Annotated in this window: 17 protein-coding genes; 6 read left to right on the top strand and 11 right to left on the bottom strand. The window is 63.8% G+C overall.

Annotation, left to right across the window (positions count from 1 at the left end):
* Nucleotides 1-77: 77 nt before the first annotated feature.
* The 6 genes from ACLGL5_RS32275 to ACLGL5_RS32250 form a co-directional block, all read right to left on the bottom strand.
* The gene (locus tag ACLGL5_RS32275) at nucleotides 78-311 is read right to left on the bottom strand and encodes a hypothetical protein (RefSeq protein ID WP_027047260.1); all 234 of its coding nucleotides are present in this window, start codon (nucleotides 309-311) and stop codon (nucleotides 78-80) included.
* 114 nt (nucleotides 312-425) lie between these two features.
* The gene (locus tag ACLGL5_RS32270) at nucleotides 426-1,220 is read right to left on the bottom strand and encodes an ATP-binding cassette domain-containing protein (RefSeq protein WP_019860462.1); all 795 of its coding nucleotides are present in this window, start codon (nucleotides 1,218-1,220) and stop codon (nucleotides 426-428) included.
* Nucleotides 1,220-2,317, bottom strand: coding sequence for an ABC transporter permease (locus ACLGL5_RS32265; RefSeq protein ID WP_019860461.1), 1,098 nt, complete (start codon nucleotides 2,315-2,317; stop codon nucleotides 1,220-1,222). The genes ACLGL5_RS32270 and ACLGL5_RS32265 overlap by 1 nt, the downstream gene beginning before the upstream one ends.
* Nucleotides 2,318-2,472: 155 nt before the next feature.
* Nucleotides 2,473-3,429, bottom strand: coding sequence for a rhizopine catabolism ABC transporter substrate-binding protein (locus ACLGL5_RS32260; RefSeq protein WP_019860460.1), 957 nt, complete (start codon nucleotides 3,427-3,429; stop codon nucleotides 2,473-2,475).
* Between the two features lie 257 nt (nucleotides 3,430-3,686).
* The gene (iolE, locus tag ACLGL5_RS32255) at nucleotides 3,687-4,586 is read right to left on the bottom strand and encodes a myo-inosose-2 dehydratase (RefSeq protein WP_069092910.1); all 900 of its coding nucleotides are present in this window, start codon (nucleotides 4,584-4,586) and stop codon (nucleotides 3,687-3,689) included.
* Nucleotides 4,583-5,680 (bottom strand): Gfo/Idh/MocA family protein, encoded by a 1,098-nt coding sequence (locus ACLGL5_RS32250; protein WP_245307213.1) that lies wholly within the window; start codon nucleotides 5,678-5,680, stop codon nucleotides 4,583-4,585. Before ACLGL5_RS32250 ends, iolE begins: the two co-directional genes overlap by 4 nt.
* 118 nt (nucleotides 5,681-5,798) lie before the next feature.
* On the opposite strand from ACLGL5_RS32250, the gene mocR reads away from it, so the two are divergent.
* On the top strand, nucleotides 5,799-7,268 hold the full coding sequence (gene mocR, locus ACLGL5_RS32245) for a rhizopine catabolism transcriptional regulator MocR (protein WP_069092908.1): 1,470 nt from the start codon (nucleotides 5,799-5,801) through the stop codon (nucleotides 7,266-7,268).
* 49 nt (nucleotides 7,269-7,317) lie between these two features.
* On the opposite strand, the gene ACLGL5_RS32240 is transcribed toward mocR, so the two are convergent.
* Nucleotides 7,318-9,024, bottom strand: coding sequence for an AfsR/SARP family transcriptional regulator (locus tag ACLGL5_RS32240; RefSeq protein ID WP_069092907.1), 1,707 nt, complete (start codon nucleotides 9,022-9,024; stop codon nucleotides 7,318-7,320).
* Nucleotides 9,025-9,170: 146 nt separating this feature from the next.
* On the opposite strand from ACLGL5_RS32240, the gene ACLGL5_RS32235 reads away from it, so the two are divergent.
* Nucleotides 9,171-9,839 (top strand): peroxiredoxin, encoded by a 669-nt coding sequence (locus ACLGL5_RS32235; protein ID WP_038648836.1) that lies wholly within the window; start codon nucleotides 9,171-9,173, stop codon nucleotides 9,837-9,839.
* 37 nt (nucleotides 9,840-9,876) lie between these two features.
* Nucleotides 9,877-11,010, top strand: a complete 1,134-nt coding sequence (locus tag ACLGL5_RS32230) for an NAD(P)/FAD-dependent oxidoreductase (RefSeq protein WP_069092906.1) — start codon at nucleotides 9,877-9,879, stop codon at nucleotides 11,008-11,010.
* Nucleotides 11,011-11,063: 53 nt separating this feature from the next.
* Here ACLGL5_RS32230 and ACLGL5_RS32225 read toward each other — a convergent pair whose 3' ends face one another.
* Nucleotides 11,064-12,266, bottom strand: a complete 1,203-nt coding sequence (locus ACLGL5_RS32225; RefSeq protein ID WP_069092905.1) for an MFS transporter — start codon at nucleotides 12,264-12,266, stop codon at nucleotides 11,064-11,066.
* Between the two features lie 144 nt (nucleotides 12,267-12,410).
* Nucleotides 12,411-12,869 (bottom strand): Lrp/AsnC family transcriptional regulator, encoded by a 459-nt coding sequence (locus ACLGL5_RS32220; protein WP_064980448.1) that lies wholly within the window; start codon nucleotides 12,867-12,869, stop codon nucleotides 12,411-12,413.
* Between the two features lie 171 nt (nucleotides 12,870-13,040).
* Here ACLGL5_RS32220 and ACLGL5_RS32215 point away from each other — a divergent pair, with 171 nt between their 5' ends.
* Nucleotides 13,041-13,775, top strand: coding sequence for an AzlC family ABC transporter permease (locus ACLGL5_RS32215; RefSeq protein ID WP_069092904.1), 735 nt, complete (start codon nucleotides 13,041-13,043; stop codon nucleotides 13,773-13,775).
* Nucleotides 13,772-14,071 (top strand): AzlD family protein, encoded by a 300-nt coding sequence (locus tag ACLGL5_RS32210; RefSeq protein ID WP_038648827.1) that lies wholly within the window; start codon nucleotides 13,772-13,774, stop codon nucleotides 14,069-14,071. Before ACLGL5_RS32215 ends, ACLGL5_RS32210 begins: the two co-directional genes overlap by 4 nt.
* A 54-nt stretch (nucleotides 14,072-14,125) precedes the next feature.
* On the opposite strand, the gene ACLGL5_RS32205 is transcribed toward ACLGL5_RS32210, so the two are convergent.
* Nucleotides 14,126-14,758, bottom strand: coding sequence for an FMN-dependent NADH-azoreductase (locus ACLGL5_RS32205; RefSeq protein WP_019860448.1), 633 nt, complete (start codon nucleotides 14,756-14,758; stop codon nucleotides 14,126-14,128).
* 107 nt (nucleotides 14,759-14,865) lie between these two features.
* Between ACLGL5_RS32205 and ACLGL5_RS32200 the strand changes: the two genes are divergently transcribed.
* A complete protein-coding gene (locus ACLGL5_RS32200) occupies nucleotides 14,866-15,825 on the top strand; it encodes a LysR family transcriptional regulator (RefSeq protein WP_038648821.1) in 960 nt (319 codons plus the stop codon).
* A 72-nt stretch (nucleotides 15,826-15,897) separates the two neighbouring features.
* Here the strand turns inward: ACLGL5_RS32200 and ACLGL5_RS32195 are convergent, their stop codons facing one another.
* A complete protein-coding gene (locus ACLGL5_RS32195; protein ID WP_027047256.1) occupies nucleotides 15,898-16,503 on the bottom strand; it encodes a TetR/AcrR family transcriptional regulator in 606 nt (201 codons plus the stop codon).
* Between the last annotated feature and the right edge of the window lie 17 nt (nucleotides 16,504-16,520).

The raw sequence follows: 16,520 nt of genomic DNA, 5'->3' as shown, positions 1-16,520 counted from the left end.
CGTTGCTGCACTGCACAATAACAAGCTTACGCAGGGGTAGGTGAGAGGCGGATGCTCCGTTCGAGGCCGTTCCGATTCTACTGGTCCGAAAAACTCACGCTCACGCCGCGCTGGCGAAAATAGGCCTGCATCAATTTGCGGCCCGAGCGGTTGTTTTGCGCCAACTTGGCCGGATCGAACACAGCCTGTTTCATCCCCTCGCGTGTCAGCGCGGCCTTGAGTGTCGCGATATGTGCGTCGATGTCGGCATTGTCCGCCCGAAGCGATGCATAGATATTCTCGGTCGCCTCGGCCACGGTCAGTTCGCTCACAGCTGTCGTCCTCTTGTTGATTGGGCGGCGGCTTAGCACAGATTCGCGGCGCCGCCGATACTGATGCGTAGCGGCCAGACTGGTCAGCCACACGGATCCGATCGGCGCCGCGCCCTAGGCCGGGCTGCTCCTGGCCGATTTGGCCAGTTCCTGCTCCAGATCCACCAGTTCCTTGCCGCCTGCCATCAGGTTGAGCAGCTGGTCGCGGGTGATTTCGCCCTTGGCGTAGGTGCCGGTGCTCCGACCTCGCTTCAACAGCGTGAAGCGGTCGCCGACGACATAGGCGTGATGGACGTTGTGGGAAATGAAGATGACGCCGATGCCGCGCGCCTTGGACTGCACAATGAGCTTCAGCACCACCGATGCCTGGTGGACACCCAGCGCCGAGGTCGGCTCGTCCAGGATCAGCACCTTGGCGCCGAAATAGACGGCGCGCGCTATAGCCAGGCATTGCCGTTCACCGCCCGACAGCGTGCCGACCGGCTGTTCGGGGTCGCGCAGTTGGATGCCCATCGCCGACATTTCGTCATAGGCGGTGCGGTTGGCGAATTCGGCGTCGAACTGGCTGATCGGCCCGAATTTGCGCATCGGCTCGCGCCCGAGGAAGAAGTTGCGCGCCACGCTCATCAGCGGCACCAGCGCCAAGTCCTGGTAGACGGTCGCGATGCCGCTGTCGCGCGTATCGGCGGGCGAGGCGAACCGCGTCGGCTTGCCCTGCACGCGGATTTCGCCTTCGTCCGGCGTGTAGACGCCCGACAGGGTCTTGATCAGCGTCGACTTGCCGGCGCCATTGTCGCCGAGCAGGCAATGCACCTCGCCGGGGCAGACATCGAAGGACACGTCCTTCAGCGCCACGACTGAGCCGAAATATTTGCTGACCGATTTCAGTTCGACATAGGGCTCGGCCATCACCGGCTCCTCATGGCGCGGTTGCGCACATAGCTGTTGAACAGTACCGCGATGACCATCATGGCGCCCATGAACAGCTTGAACCAGTCGGTGTCGATGCCGGTGTAGAAGATGCCCATCTGAACCACGCCGAAGATGAGGGCGCCGAACATGGCGCCGATGGCTGACCCGTAGCCACCGGTGAGCAGCGTGCCGCCGATGACGACGGCGATGATGGCCTCGAATTCCTTTTGCGTGCCGCGCAGCGTGTCGGCGGAGCCGGTGACCAGCACCTGGATCGCCGCGAACAGGGCGGCCGCGAGTGCCGTCATGACGAACAGCGTGATCTTGGTGCGCGCCACCGGCACGCCGAGATTGCGCGCGGCATTGGCTTCGCCGCCGGCGGCGAAAATCCAGTTGCCGAAGCGGCTCCGCGTCAAGAGCCAGGTGCAGGCCAGTGTCAGCACGATCCACCACACGATCGACACCGGAATGCCTGATATCGACGGCATTCCGTCCGCCCGCTTGCCGATCAGGCCGAGGTCGGCCAACCAGGCGATCAGGCCTGAGAATACCTGGCCAGAGAACAGGCTGTTGAGCGGATCGTTCTGCGCCAGCTCGTGCACGCCCGACACCTGGGTCCGCCCTGAAATGCCGCGCGTGAGGCCAAGAGTGAGGCCGCGCAGCATGAACAGGCTGCCAAGCGTCACGATGAAGGAGGGCAGTCCGGTCCTGACGACGGCGAGTCCGTTCAGAGCGCCGATGCCGCCGCAGACGGCGAAGGTGAACAGCAGCGAAAGCCAGATCGGCCAGCCCCAGAACACGGCGGGGATGGCGATGAGGATGCCGGCAAAACCGATCATCGAGCCGACCGACAGATCGAACTCGCCGGCGATCATCAGCAAGGCCACGGGTGCGGCGAGAATGCCAAGCTGGGCCGAGACTTCGAGGAAGTTGACGATGCCCTTGGCGCTGAACAGTCCCGTGTTTCCCGCCGTGATGGCGAAGAACACGAAGACCAGCACGGTGCCGGCGGCCGCGCCAAGCTCCGGCCTGCTCAGCAGGCGGCTGAGGCGTGAGACGGACCGGACCCGCTCGTCGCGAATCTCTGAAACCATGGCTGCTTGCCCTTCACATAGAGCCGTTCACCGTTTCACGGAAACGCCGAACAGGACTATCTCCTTGCCTTGACGCAATTCCGGACGGAAAACCGTTCACACTTTTCCTGGAATTGCTCTGATGAAACGGCCGGGGCGGGACCCGGCCGTCTGTGTTAGCGCTTGCCTTGTTTCGACAGCTCGATGACCGAGGCGGCGGTGTCCTTCGTGACGAAGCCTGGGCCGGTCGGATAGTCGGCGATCGGCATGATCTTGTACTTCTTCCAGAGATCGAACATCGCGACCGGGATATAGCCCATGGCATATTGCTGGGCGTCGATGCCCCATTCCATCTTGCCGCCGACGACGGCCTGCAGGATCGTGGGCGAAAGATCGAACGTGCCGGTCTTCACCTTGCCCGACAGGCCCAATTCATCAAGCGCGGCCAGCGTCGGTTCGGCGCCGCTGGCGCCGACGGCGAGGATGAATTGTGTATCGGCATGAGCGGTCATGTAGGCGATCACGCGGTTCTTCATTTCGGTCGGGTCGATGACGCCGTTCATCACCGGCACGTCGACGCCCAGACCCTTGGCGAAGCCGGCGCAGCGGTCGTCGAGGCTCGAATTGCCGACCTCGTGGTTGGCGCAGACCGCCTTGGTGAGGCCGAGCGCCTTGATGCGCTCGCCGGCCATGACGCCCGCCTGGAATTCATCCTGCCCCATGAACAGCAGGCCGCCAAGGTCGTGGGTGAGCTTCGAGCCGCCGGAATCGATGACGATCACCGGGATGCCGGCGGCGACGGCGTTCTTGACCGGAGTTGTAAGGGCGGCCGCGTCGGGGATCGAGACGACCAAGCCGTCGGGCTTCGAGGCCGCGATGGCGTCGATCATTTGCCCCATCTTGGCCATGTCGAAGGTCTCGGGCGCCAGATATTCGGCCTTGACGCCGAGCGTCTTGGCGGCATCGTCCATGCCGTTCTTGACGACCGACCAGTAGGGATCGCCGCTCTGGCCATGGGTGACGAACACCACCCGCGTTTGGTCGGCGGCCGCAAGGGTCGTGGCCGCCGCCATCATCGTGAAGCCGGCCAGCAGGCCGAGCGCAGGCTTTATTAATTTCGCAAGCACAGACATAACAACCTCCTGTTTGTTTTTCGCCGCCGCAATTACGGTCGGCAGTCCAGTTGCTCCTTTAAGCTGTGTTGATATTCAGCTGATGCCGGCCTGCAAATGGCAGCTTTCTGCGCTTCCGGTGCTCACGGACCTAATGTCCGCTCCGCTCCGGTTCTCGAAAGCCCTCATTTTCGGCTCGGCCTGACCTGAATCTCAACACACCTTTTCCAGTTTCATTCCTCAGCACTGGTTCCCTGGAGGCCGAATAGTGGCCTCGATCATTCCATGACGGTAAATCCGGCTTGCCTCGCCATGCGCGACAGGTTCTTAAATCCCATCGTCGCATAGGTCAGCGGGTTGGCCTTGTTGGGGTCCTGCTCGGCCTCGACGACCAGCCAGCCCCTGTAACCATTATCGGCCAGCACGCGCAAAATGGCGGGATAGTCGATGAAGCCGTCGCCAGGGACGGTGAAGATCCCTTCCATGACGGCGCCCATGAAACTCATGTCCTCGGCGCGGGCACGCTCGAGCACGGGTTTGCGCGCGTCCTTGCAATGCACATGCACGACGCGTTTGACCTGCGCCTTGATCAGGGCGAGCGGGTCGCCGCCCGAGAAGATCGAATGGCCGGTGTCGTAGAGCAGACCGACCGCCTCGCCGGTATGCCGCATCAGCAGGCCAACCTCGGCATCGGTCTCGACGATGGTTCCCATATGATGATGAAAGGCCATGCGCACGCCGAAATCCGCCATCCTTTCGGCGAGTGCCGTCAGCTTGCGGCCATAGGCCGGCCATTCTTCCGGGCTCAGGGCCGGGCGTTGCGAGATCGGTCCCCAGATGGCGTTGTGGCGCCCGCGCGAGGTGTCGGCATAGACGACATGGGTAGAGCCCATATCCTTCAAGAGCTGGAGATGCGGCGTGATCGCATCCATTTCCGCGCTGACGTCCTTCTCGTCGCAGCGGCCATCATACCAGCCGGAAATCACCGCGAGGCCATAGCGGTCCATGATCGGCTTCAGCTCGGCCGAGCGGCGCGGAAACTTGCCGCCAAGTTCGGTGCCGGCATAGCCGGCCTGCCTGGTTTCGCTGAGGCAGACTTCAAGCGGCGTATCGCCGCCGAGTTCCGGCACGTCGTCATTGGTCCAGGTGATCGGATTGATGCCGATGCGAACCGTCACGGGCGAACTCCTGATTGCTTCGATTGGGCGAGGTGGTGGCGGGTCAGCCCAGCCAGCAGCGTCATGTCGCGGCGCGCATGCTCGGCGGTGTTGCGCACCGGCGTACCCTCGACGATTGCCGACCAGAAACCCTTCAGCTCCTCGACGAAAGCCTCTTCATAGCCGCTGCGGATGTCGCGGCTGGAAAGCGTGTGGCCGTCGCCGGTGCGGACGGTCAGCCGCGTCGGCTGGTGGTTGAGATAGGGCGAGGGAAATTCCAGTTCGAGCGAGGCGTCGTCGAAATGGAGCGTGATGCGCTCGCGGTAATCGGGCAGGCCCGGAGTGGCGATATGCGCCATGGTCCACAATGCCTGGCCGCCGAGCAGCCGGACAGTGCCCTGGCCAGCTTCGCCTTTGGCGAAGAGCGAGGCACCGACGATTTCGCCATCGGCGACGCCGAGCGCATCGAGCAAGCCATGGACGGCGTTGACGTCGTGCACGATCGACGAGGAATAGGCGCCGACAAAGCCGCGAAAGGCGTGGGGATCGTCGATCCCGGGCACCGCGCGGTTGACCTGCTCGCGCTGCCTGGCTTCGGTCGAGGCAATCAGTTCCGGCGCGACGTCGTCACCCCGGCAAGTGGAGGCGTGCCGGATGAAGGGCCAGGCGTCGGGATCGTTGACCTCGACCGAAACGGAGCGAAGCGTCCGCGCCGTGCCGGGCAGCATGTTCAGCGCCGCCTCGTAGCTCGGGTCGAAACGCTTCATGTAGCCGACCTGGAGCACCTTTCCAGCGCGATCCCTGGCGGCGATCAGTTCGTCGATGTCCTGCGCGCCGTAGCAAAGCGGCTTTTCGCAGAAGACATGCAGGCCCCTGGCAAAGGCAGCGAGGCTCTGTTCGCGGTGCAGCGCATCCGGCGAGGCGATGACCACGGCGTCAAGCGGCATGGCGAGCAGCGCGTCGAGATCGGAAAATGTTTCGAGGCCGAATTCCTGTGCGACGAAAGCGCGGACTTTTCGCGACGGATCGTAGACGCCAAGGATCTTGAACTGCCGGTGCAGCTTGAGCAGGTTCGGAATGTGCTCGACCTGGGCGACGCCGCCTGCCCCGATCACTCCCACCCTTATGCACTGCATCGGCCAGCCCCATCTGAACCCGAACGCTTTTTTCTTGAGGGTAGGCCTCCTTTGGTTCCATTGTTAGAACCAGATTCTATTGATTTTCGGGAACCAGATGAAGACCAGCTTTCCCGTCGACGGCATCGCCCTGGATCGCGACAGCCCCGCCAATCTGCACCGGCAGCTCTATGTCCAGTTACGCGGCCTGATCGAACGGCGCGTGCTGCCGAGCGGCCACGCACTGCCCTCGACACGGGTCATGGCGCGGGATCTGAATGTCGGGCGTAACACGGTGATTGCCGCTTGCGACCAACTGGCGCTGGAGGGCTATCTGGCGATACGTCCGCGCAGACCCTCAGTGGTGATGGACCTACCGACGCGTTCGGTAGTTGCGGAACAAATGTCGGTCGAGGACGCCAATCCGCTATCGCGGCGCGGGCAGACCATGCTTGCCCAACCCTATCATCATGGCCGGCCGGGTATGCTTGCCTTCCATCCCGGCATGCCGGATCCGGACAATTTTCCGTTCAACACCTGGTCGAAACTGCTCAGCCGCCGCGCCAAGTTCGCCCATATCGATCTTTTCGGCACCTATCACGTCAAGGGCTATCCGCCGCTTTGCGAAGCCATAGCGCGCTATCTCACCGCCTCGCGCGGCGTGAAGTGCACCGCCGAGCAGATCGTCGTGACCAATGGCGCACAGTCGGCTTTCGATCTCCTGGCCCGGCTGCTGATCGATGATGGCGACACGGTGTGGATGGAGGAGCCTGGCTACTACGGCGCCGGCTCGGCCTTCGTCTCAGCCGGGGCGAAACTGGCGCCGCTGCGTGTCAGCAATGCCGGCTGGGATCTCGATCCGCCTGATGTCGTGCCCCGCATGATCTTCGTGACGCCCTCCTGCCATCACCCGCTCGGCATAACCATGCCGATGGAGCAGCGGCTCAACCTGCTGCACATGGCCGAGACCTGGCGCTCGTGGATCATCGAGGATGATTACGACGGCGAATATCGTTTTCAGGGCCAGCCCATTCCGGCACTGCAGGGCATCGGCGCGTCGAACCGCGTGGTCTATGTCGGCACTTTCGCCAAGATCCTTTTCCCGGCCATGCGTCTGGGCTTCATGGTGGCACCCAAGGCGATCGACCATACGATCGTCTCGGCGCTGAGCGTGAGCGGCCAGTTTGCCCCCTTGCTGACCCAGGCCGCGCTGGCGGACTTCATGAATGAGGGGCACTTCACCCGCCATCTCAGGCGGATGCGGCGGCTCTATGCGGAGAGACGGCAGTTCTTCCTGGAAAGCGCGCAACGGCACCTCGGAGAATGGCTGGATTTCCACGCGACCGAATCCGGCATCCAGGTCGTCGGCATTTTCCGCGACACATGCAGCGACAGGGCGGTTGCCGAGGCGGCGCTCCAGCAAGGCATCAACGTGTCGGCCCTGTCGATCCAGTACCGCCACGGCACGCAGCAGAACGGCCTTGTCATGGGCTTCGCGGCCGCCGATGCGCAGACGACCGAAAAGACGATGCAAAAGTTTCGCACCGTGCTGCAAGGCCATTTTTCGCGAATGAACAATTCAAGATAAGAAATTGAGATTATGTGCTTTTTAAGCCTGCATCGTGCTGCTGGCGGTGCTAGCCTAGATCTGCCATCCGTTCCCGACAGCGCACCTCGTCGATCGGCCTGCCAAGCGCAGCGAAGCGTGTGGCTGCTTCCTCGAACGCCGCGACGGCCCGGGTTTTGTTACGCTCGGCCCGGCGCTGCACGCCGCGTGCTTCCCAGACGGCCGCCACCCAGGGGCCGCCGTTCCACATGCCGGCGACCCGCTCAGCCTCGTCGAGCCGGCGATTGACCTGTTCGATCTCGCCCGCCTCGGCCAGGGCAACGGCGGCCGCCGTACGGAAGGTCATCGAGCAAGGCTGGCAATTGCAGCCCGATGACAGCATGCGGTCACCTTCGCGAATGGTCTCGGCGATCCTCTCGGAGGTGGCGGCGGCGCGCACCTCAAGCCCTTTCAGGCTGATCAGCAGGTGCGGCGCCAGCCAGGAAGAACGGGCAAGGTTGGTGGCGCGGTGGATCAACCGTCCTGCCTGCCATTTCTGGTGGCGGGCAAGCGCGAGTTCCGTCAGGCGCTGGAGCGCCAGTACGCGGCCGGCCACGGTTCCCACCTGCGCGTAGAGTCTTTCGGCGTCGGTCAACATGCGTTCGGCCTCGGCCAGCTGGCCCGAGAAGAGCGCTGCCTCGCCCAGCACGAGCGAGGCCAGGCCGCGCCCGGCGACCGAGCCGGCGCCTTCGGCCACCGACAGGAGCTCTCGTGCAGAGGCGGCTATGTCGTGGTGGCCCTTGGCACTGCAGAGGCAGAATTCGGCCAGGCATAGATGCCCGTCAAAAACGTTGGAGACGAAGGCTGGCTTGGAGCGGACCCATTCGATGAACTCCGCCCTGAACAGTTCGCGCCACTGGCCCTGCATGTGCGCCACCAGGCCGATCAGGGCGCTGGCCTCGCCAACCTCGCGAGCCAACCCCGCGCCCATGGCCAGTTCGCGGGTTTCCCGGCCAACCTGGCCGGCCTTGGCGAAGTCGCCGCTTTGCAGGTGCAGCAGGCCCCAGGCCAGCGAGGCGCGGATGCGGTCGCTCAAGCCGACGGGGTCCACAGAGGGCACGGCCAGCGCCTTTTCGAACAGCTTCACGGTTTCGGCGCCCGGGCCGACGCCGAGGTCGATCCGCAGGCTTTCGCTCAGCTGGTTGAACAGCCGGATCGCCTCGGCGCGGTTGCCGGCGTCGAGCGCCGATTGCATCAGGGCGCATTGTGCCTGCTCGTCGGCCGGGTCCAGCGCGATCAGGCGCTGCCAGAGCTTGCCGGCCCGCAGCACCTCGGCATAGCGCTGCCGCAGGGACTGGCGGGGCGTTTCGAACCAGTCGACATAGGGGTCGTCCGGCAGCAGGTCTCCCGTGTAGAGATCGGCGGCCGCTTCACAGGCGGCGGGATCTTCGCCGCGCAAGGCAAGCCTGGCGGCGGCCTGGAAGGTCTCGACGTCGATCTCGAGGTCGGCGGCCGGGGCGAGGGCAATGATATCGGCCGCCTGCTCGATGAGGTCATGGGCGCCCAGCGCGCGGCGGGCAAAGTGGATGGCCTTGCGCAGATTGGCGCCCGCGGCCTCCGGATCGAGATCGGGCCAAAAGGCCTCCATGACCTGTTCGCGGTGGATACGGTGGGAGCGGGCGACGGCCAGCAGCTTCACCAGCGCGGCGCCTCGATCCCGGCGCCACGCCGCGGCCGCTACGACCTGATCGTCCAGACTGACGCTGAAGCCGCCAAGCAATTGAATTCGGACACGCAATCGAAAGGCCCTTTCAGGATGCGAGGCCCGCGCGTGCCCGAAATCCGGCCGTCACAAACACCTGCGCGGCGGGGAACGCTGGCGGAACATAGGTTGCCTAGTCTGCACCCGTAGTCAATTCCAACCGTCTCTCGCAGGAGGATCAAATGTCTCTTCGTATCGCCGACATCGCGCCCGACTTCACCGCCGAAACCACCCACGGCCCAATCAGCTTCCACGACTGGCTAGGCAATTCATGGGGCATCCTGTTTTCTCATCCCAAGGATTTTACCCCCGTCTGCACCACTGAACTCGGTTACATGGCCAAGCTGAAGCCCGAGTTCGACAAGCGTAACGTCAAGATCATTGGGCTTTCCGTCGATCCGGTCGAGCGTCATGCCGGATGGGCTGATGACATTGCCGAGACCCAGGGACACGCGCCGAATTTCCCGATGATCGGCGACCCGATGCTGGCCATTGCCAAGCTCTACGATATGCTGCCCGCCACGGCCGGCGACAGCGCCGAGGGGCGTACGGCGGCCGACAACCAGACGGTGCGCCATGTCTACGTCATCGGGCCCGACAAGAAGATCAAGCTGATGATCGCCTATCCGATGACCACCGGCCGGAACTTCGACGAGATCCTGCGTGTGGTGGACTCCATGCAACTGACCGCCAAGCATCGCGTCGCCACGCCGGTGAACTGGCGGCAGGGCGACGACGTGATCATCGCGGGTTCGGTATCGAACGACGAAGCCAAGGTGCTCTATCCCGAGGGCTGGAAGCAGCCCAAGCCTTATATCCGCATCGTGCCGCAGCCTCACAGCAACGCCTGAGCGTTCCCGAAGACATCAGGCAACAGGAGGTGACAGTATGAAAACCCGTATCCTTATCCTCGGCGCCGGTTTCGGCGGGCTCGAGCTCAGCACGTCCTTGTCCGAAGCTTTGGGTGACAGCATTGCTGTCACCCTGATCGACAAGTCGGATTCCTTCGTGTTCGGCTTTACCAAGCTTGATGTGATGTTCGGCCGCGCAACCGAAGCGGCTGTGCGGCTGCCCTACGCCGACTATGCCAAGGCTGGCGTCACGATGAAGCGCGAGACCGTCACCGCCATCGACCCGGAACGGCGGCGCGTGACGACGGATAAAGGTGTGCATGAGGCGGACATATTGGTGATCGCTCTCGGCGCCGACTATGATGTCTCGGCCACGCCAGGCATCACGCTCGGCCGCAACGAATTCTACTCGGTTCCGGGCGCCGCCCATATGGCCAAGGTGTTGCCCGGTTTCACCCACGGTCATGCCGTGATCGGCGTCTGCGGTGCGCCTTACAAATGCCCGCCCGCGCCCAGCGAATGCGCCTTGATGCTGCATGACTACCTGACCGAGAGGGGCGTCCGGGGCGACTGCCAGATCACCTATGTGAACTCAATGTCGAGCCCGGTGCCGCCTTCTCCCGAAACGTCGAAGGCGCTTCTGGCCGCCTTCGCCGAGCGCGGCATCACCTTCATCCCCAGCACCCGGGTGGTTTCCGTGGACGAGGGCCGCAAGGTTGTGACGCTCGACAATGGCGGCGAACTGCCCTGCGATCTGTTCCTGGGCGTGCCCCGGAACCGCGCGCCCGATGTCGTCGTCGAGGCCGGCATCACGGAGGGTGGCTGGGTCACAATCGATCCGCGCACACTCGAAACCCGCTTTCCCGGCGTCTACGCGCTGGGGGATCTGGCCAATACGGGTGCGCCGAAGGCGGGCGTCTTTGCCGAGGGCGCCGCACGCACCGTTGCTGCGAACCTGATCGCCAAGCTCCGCCATGAGGAACCGACGGCCAAGAACCCGGGGGCAGGATCCTGCTACATCGAGTTTGGTGCCAACCGGATCGCCAGGGTGGATGTCGATTTCTTCTCCGGCCCAAAACCCACCGGTGCTTTCTATGAACCGTCTGAGGCTTTGCGGGTCGACAAGGTGAATTTCGGCTCCAGCCGCAAGGCCCGCTGGTTCGGGCATTGAGCTTCGACAAAAGCGGGCGCCGATGAATTGTCACCAGCGCCCGTCCATCCGCTTCAGGCCAACTGCAACTGCCTGCGCGGCAGGGGTGGGAAGGCGATCGCTATGCCCGCGGCGCCCAGGCCGACAAGGGCCGAGCCGATGAACAGCCAATGGTAGCTGGCATAGGCGTCGAACACCATGCCGCCGGCGAGCGGGCCGAGCGCCATGCCGAGGCTGGACAGCATGGTGGCGGCGCCGAACACGGTGCCGAGGATGCGCTGGCCGAAATATTCGCGCGCCAGCACGGCATAGAGCGGCATGACGCCGCCATAGGTGGCGCCGAAGATGACGGCCAGCACATAGAACTGGTCGAGCTGGCTGACCGAGAGATAGGCGGCAATGACGATCGCCTGGATTACCAGACCCGCGATCAGCACCGGCTTGACGCCGAGCCTATCGGCCAGCACGCCGTAGAGAAGCCGGCCGCCCAATCCAGCGAGGCCCTCGACACTATAGATTGTGACGGCCGCCATGGGGGCGACGCCGCACAGCATGGCGTAGCTGACCATGTGGAAGATCGGCCCGGAATGGGCGGCACAACAGGCAAAAAAGGTCAGCCCGAGCACGATGAATTGCGGCGAGCGCAGTGCCTGGGCCACGCTCATCCCGGTGCCCTCGGCGACCGGCGCGGAAGCCCCGCCCGCCATAGCGGGCTTTGGCGGCTGACGCACCAGAAGCACCGCCGGCAGCAGCAGCACCCAGGCCATGATGCCGATGTCGAACATGGCGGTGCGCCATTCATAGGCCGAGATCAGCCAGCGGGCGAAAGGCGAGATCGTCATCGGGGCAACGCCCATGCCGGCCGAGACCAGCGAAACCGCAAGGCCGCGGTTGGTGTCGAACCAGGCCGTGGTCAGCGCGATCATCGGTGCGAAGAAGGCGCTGGCGGCAAGCCCGACGAGGACGCCATAGCTGATCTGGAAGGTCAGCAGCGAGCCGGCGCGGCTCGCCACCACAAGTGCCAGGCCGAGCAGCACGGCACCGATCGCCACGACGATGCGGGCGCCGAAGCGGTCGGACAGCGCGCCCCAGGCGAAACCGCCGAGGCCCATGACCAGGAAGTTGAGCGTCATGGCGCTCGAAATGCCGGCGCGCGACCACTGCGTGTCGATCGCCATCGGTTCAAGAAAGATCGCCAGCGAAAACATCGTGCCGATGGCGACACAGGACATCAGCGCGCCTGCCGCGACGATGACCCAACGATAGGAAAGTTCCATGCAAATCTCCCATGCCAGAGGGCAGCGCTGCGCGCTGCTTGCGTCCGAAGGACGATGGCACCGAAACCGATCCTACAATCTGGTTGCATTTTTTATCCAGTCCGAAACGCTGCTCCAGGCATGCGGGCCGCTCTGTGGCACCAGTCAGATCGGCAGTTCCGACGTGTACTTGATCGTCCAGCTCGGCACGTCGGTCTTGACGTTCTGGACGCCCTTGATGCGGCTCAGATGCTCCGACTGGAAGCGGCGATAGTCGTTGACGTCGGCCGCCACCACGCGCACCAGGGCATCGCAGTCGCCGAGCATCAGGTAGCATTCCATGACCTGCGGTAGCTTGGCCACTTCGGTGGCGAAGTGCTGGATCGTGTCCTCGTCCTGCGTCTTCAGCCAGATGCGGGTGAAGAAGGTGAGGCCCTTGTCGATGCTGGCCGGGTTGAGCACGGCGACATAGCGGTCGATGACGCCTGCCTCCTCCAGCAGCTTGACACGACGCAGGCAAGGCGAGGGCGACAGGCCAACCTCGTTGGCCAAATCGTTGTTGGCCATGCGGCCGTTACGTTGCAGCGCCCGCAGGATGCGCCTGTCGATGTCGTCGAGTTTCATGGCTCTAGATTCCATATTTTTGATAATATGTGACATTCAGTGCCAAAAATGGATGAATTGCAACAATCTTCGCAACCAAATTGCGGAGAGGTGGGGGTATGTTTGCCGCCGGTATCATGAGAGTTCAAAACCCAGGGAAGCGGCGGCCGCGAGGCCGGCCAGCGGCAGAGCATGAGCATTTCACAGGCAGTCGAAGCGGCGGGCGATGGTTCGGGATCCGAGTTCCGCCGGGGCGTGGCGTCCTGCGCGCCGGTGCTGTTGGGCACCATCCCCTATGCGCTCGTGCTTGGCGCGCAGGCAACCCAGAAAGGGTTGAGCACGCTCGAACTGTCCATGATGACGGGGCTGAACTTCGCTGGCGGCTCGGAATTCGCTGCGATCCAGTTGTGGACAGCGCCGCCGCATATCCTGCTCATCTTCGTCATCACCTTCCTGGTCAACAGCCGCCATCTGCTGATGGGCGCAGCACTTGCGCCGTTCCTGCGCGATCTGCCGCGGCGCAAGGTGTTTCCAGCACTTTTCGTCCTGTGCGACGAAAGCTGGGCGCTGGGCTTGGCCGATGCCAAACAGCGCGCCGCGGCGGGCATCACGCCGGCCTTCAGCCCGCGCTACTATATGGGCGCGGCACTGGCGATGTACCTGACATGGTTTTCCTTCACCACGCTTGGCGCCTTGCTCGGCCCGATGCTCGGTCATGTCGAGACCTATGGTTTCGACATGGCGTTTCCAGCCGTCTTCCTGGTGCTGATGCGCGGCATGTGGAAAAGTGTTTCGGCGGCGCGGCCCTGGCTGGTCAGCCTGGTCATTGCTGCCCTTGTCTATCTCTTCATTCCTGGTGCCTGGTATGTCGCGGCGGGCGCGGTGTCGGGGCTGCTTGCCGCCTGGCTGATGGCAGGTGACGCATGATCGACACGGCGACCCTTCTCACCATCGTGCTGATGGCCGGCGTCACCTATCTCACCCGGATCGGCGGCTATGTCGTGCTGCGCAACCGCGTGCTCAGCGCGCGTGCGACCGCGGTGATGGAGGCAGCACCCGGTTGCGTGCTGATCTCGGTCATCGCGCCGGCCTTCGTGTCGCGCAATCCCGCCGACCTTCTGGCGCTGGCCATCACCTTCATCGCGGCGACGCGGCTTCCCATGCTGCCGACCGTGCTGATCGGCATCGCTTCGGCGGGGCTGCTCAGGCATTTCATCGGCTAAAATGAAAAAGGCAGGCGCGAACGCCTGCCTTTCGAGTTCAGATGATCGAGAGCCTTACGCGGCAACTGCGGCCTGCTGGCTGGCGACCACGGCGTCGACCTTGGCGGTCGCCTTGGCGAGCGCCGCGGTGACCGCGTCAGGACCCATGCCGACGCCTTCGATGCGGATGACGTCGACATCGGTCATGCCGAGGAAGCCGAGCACGCCGCGCAGATAGGGAATGGCGTGATCGAACTGAACGGCCGCACCTTCCGAATAGATGCCGCCCGAAGCCAGCACGATATAGACCTTCTTGCCGGTGACGAGGCCCTTGGGGCCGTTCTCGCCATAGGCAAAGCTCCGGCCGGAGCGGGCGATGTGGTCGACCCAGGACTTCAGCGTCGAGGAGATGTTGAAGTTGATGAAGCCGGTGGCGAGGATCACCGTGTCGGCGGCGAACAGTTCGTCGAGCACGACGTCGGAGACGCCGACGACTTCCGCCTGGCGCGGGGTGCGCGCTTCAACCGGCGTGTAGATGCCGGTCGCGTAGTCGGCATCGATATGCGGCAGCGGGTTGGCGACGAGGTCACGCACGACAAGCGTGTTTGACGGATCGGCGGCGAGGAGCTTTTCGGCGAATTCGGTGGCGATGCGGGTCGAGTGCGAGGCGGCGCCGCGCGGGCTCGAGGTAACGAGAAGAATGGACATAGCGGGTTTCTCCAGTGGAATGAATTGTCCCGCTAGATATGGGATATCCATCCATCAGATAAACTGGTATATTTTATATACGATCCATCCACAAAATAGATACAGCGATGCAGCCCAACCCGACACTCGACCAGCTTCAGATATTCGTTGCCGTCGCCGACAGCGGGAGTTTCTCGGCGGCCGGCCGCAGGCTCAACCGGGCGCAATCCGTCATCAGTTATGGCATCGCCAATCTCGAGGCGCAGCTGGGGCTGAAGCTGTTCGAACGCGAGGGCACGCGCGAGCCGCAACTGACCGAGATCGGCCGGTCGATGCTTGAGGATGCAAGGCGCATGATCGGGGTCCTGCAGCGTATGCGGTCGCGCGTCGATGGCCATCATCATGGACTGGAGGCCGAAGTGGCGCTGTCGGTCGACGCGACGTTGCCATCGCCCGTGCTGGTGCGGGTGCTGAAGGCGTTCGAGGCGCAGTTTCCGACCGTGATGCTGCGCCTGCATATAGGCTCGCTTGGATTGATCCCGGACCACGTCGTCAATGGACAGGCCGATCTCGGCATTGGCGGTCTGCTGGGCGAGGTCGACGTCCATCTCGTGCGCATCGGCTTCATGTCGATGGTGCCGGCGGCGGCCCCCGGCCATCCCCTGGCGCTGCTGCCGAAGCCGGTGAAGATCGAGGATGTGCGCGAGCACACGCAACTTGTCGTCACCGATCAGTCCGAACGCACCAAGGGGCGCGACTATGGCGTCTTTGCCTACCGCACCTGGCGGCTTTCGGACATGCGCACCAAGCATACGCTGATGCGCGAGGGGCTGGGCTGGGGTGGGCTGCCGCGCTGGCTGATCGCCGACGATCTGGCCACCGGCCGTTTGGTGGAACTTGATCTCGAACCCTACGAGGAAATCAGTTCGCCACTGTTTGCCATGCATCGCAACGATCGCAGCCCGAAACCGGCAGCCGCCTGGCTGATCGAACGGTTCAAAAGCGAACTCGGCTGCTTCAACGAGTTCAAGCCGGGCGAGGTGCCTACAGCGCCGCGCGTCCCTGGGGACGCGCAAAGGACGCTGTAGAACCTTGATTTTGCGCATGATCCCCAGCGAACATCGATTCCGATTTTGCTGATGCGAACCTTTGGTTCGGGGTCATGCGCTGGGACGAGCCGGAGACAATCCATCAATCAGCGCCATAAGCACGGCGCGGTAATCCTGCGCCGCGGCGCCGGCCTCGATGGCAAGTGCGGCGCGGTCGAAGGCGGAGGCAAGCAGCGCGGTCAATGCATCCACCGGCAATCTCGTCATCGTGTTGGCCCGCATCGCCGCGACGAGGCCCTCGCGCAGCGAGCGGTTGCCATGGCGGCTGTCGATCGCATCCATGGCGGCACGGCCAAGCACGGCCGGGCCATCAAGCAGCAGCAGCCGCGTGCGGCCGGGCGCGCGCATGGCGGCAAGATAGGCGTCGGAGCCGGCGATCAGCGCATCGCGGGCCTCGAGCGAAGGTGGCGAAGCGCGGTCGATTTCTTGCGCCACCGCCTGCGCCTCCTGCTCCACCACGGCGGCGAACAGCGCCTGCTTGTCGGCGAAGTGGTGGTAGAGCGCGCCGCGCGTCACGCCTGCCGCGGTGACGATCTCCGGCGTGCCGGTCTCGGCATAGGATTTTTCCGTGAACAGCTTTCGCGCCGCCGCGATCAAATCGGCGCGCGTCGCCTCGGTGCGGTCGCGGTTGGAACGGCGCGCGGATTCCTGTTGCATACATGCAGCCTGTATGT

The organism is Mesorhizobium sp. U510 (assembly GCF_059180695.1).
Note: the sequence above shows the minus strand (reverse complement) of the source record. Positions and strands in the feature narration are given on the sequence as shown.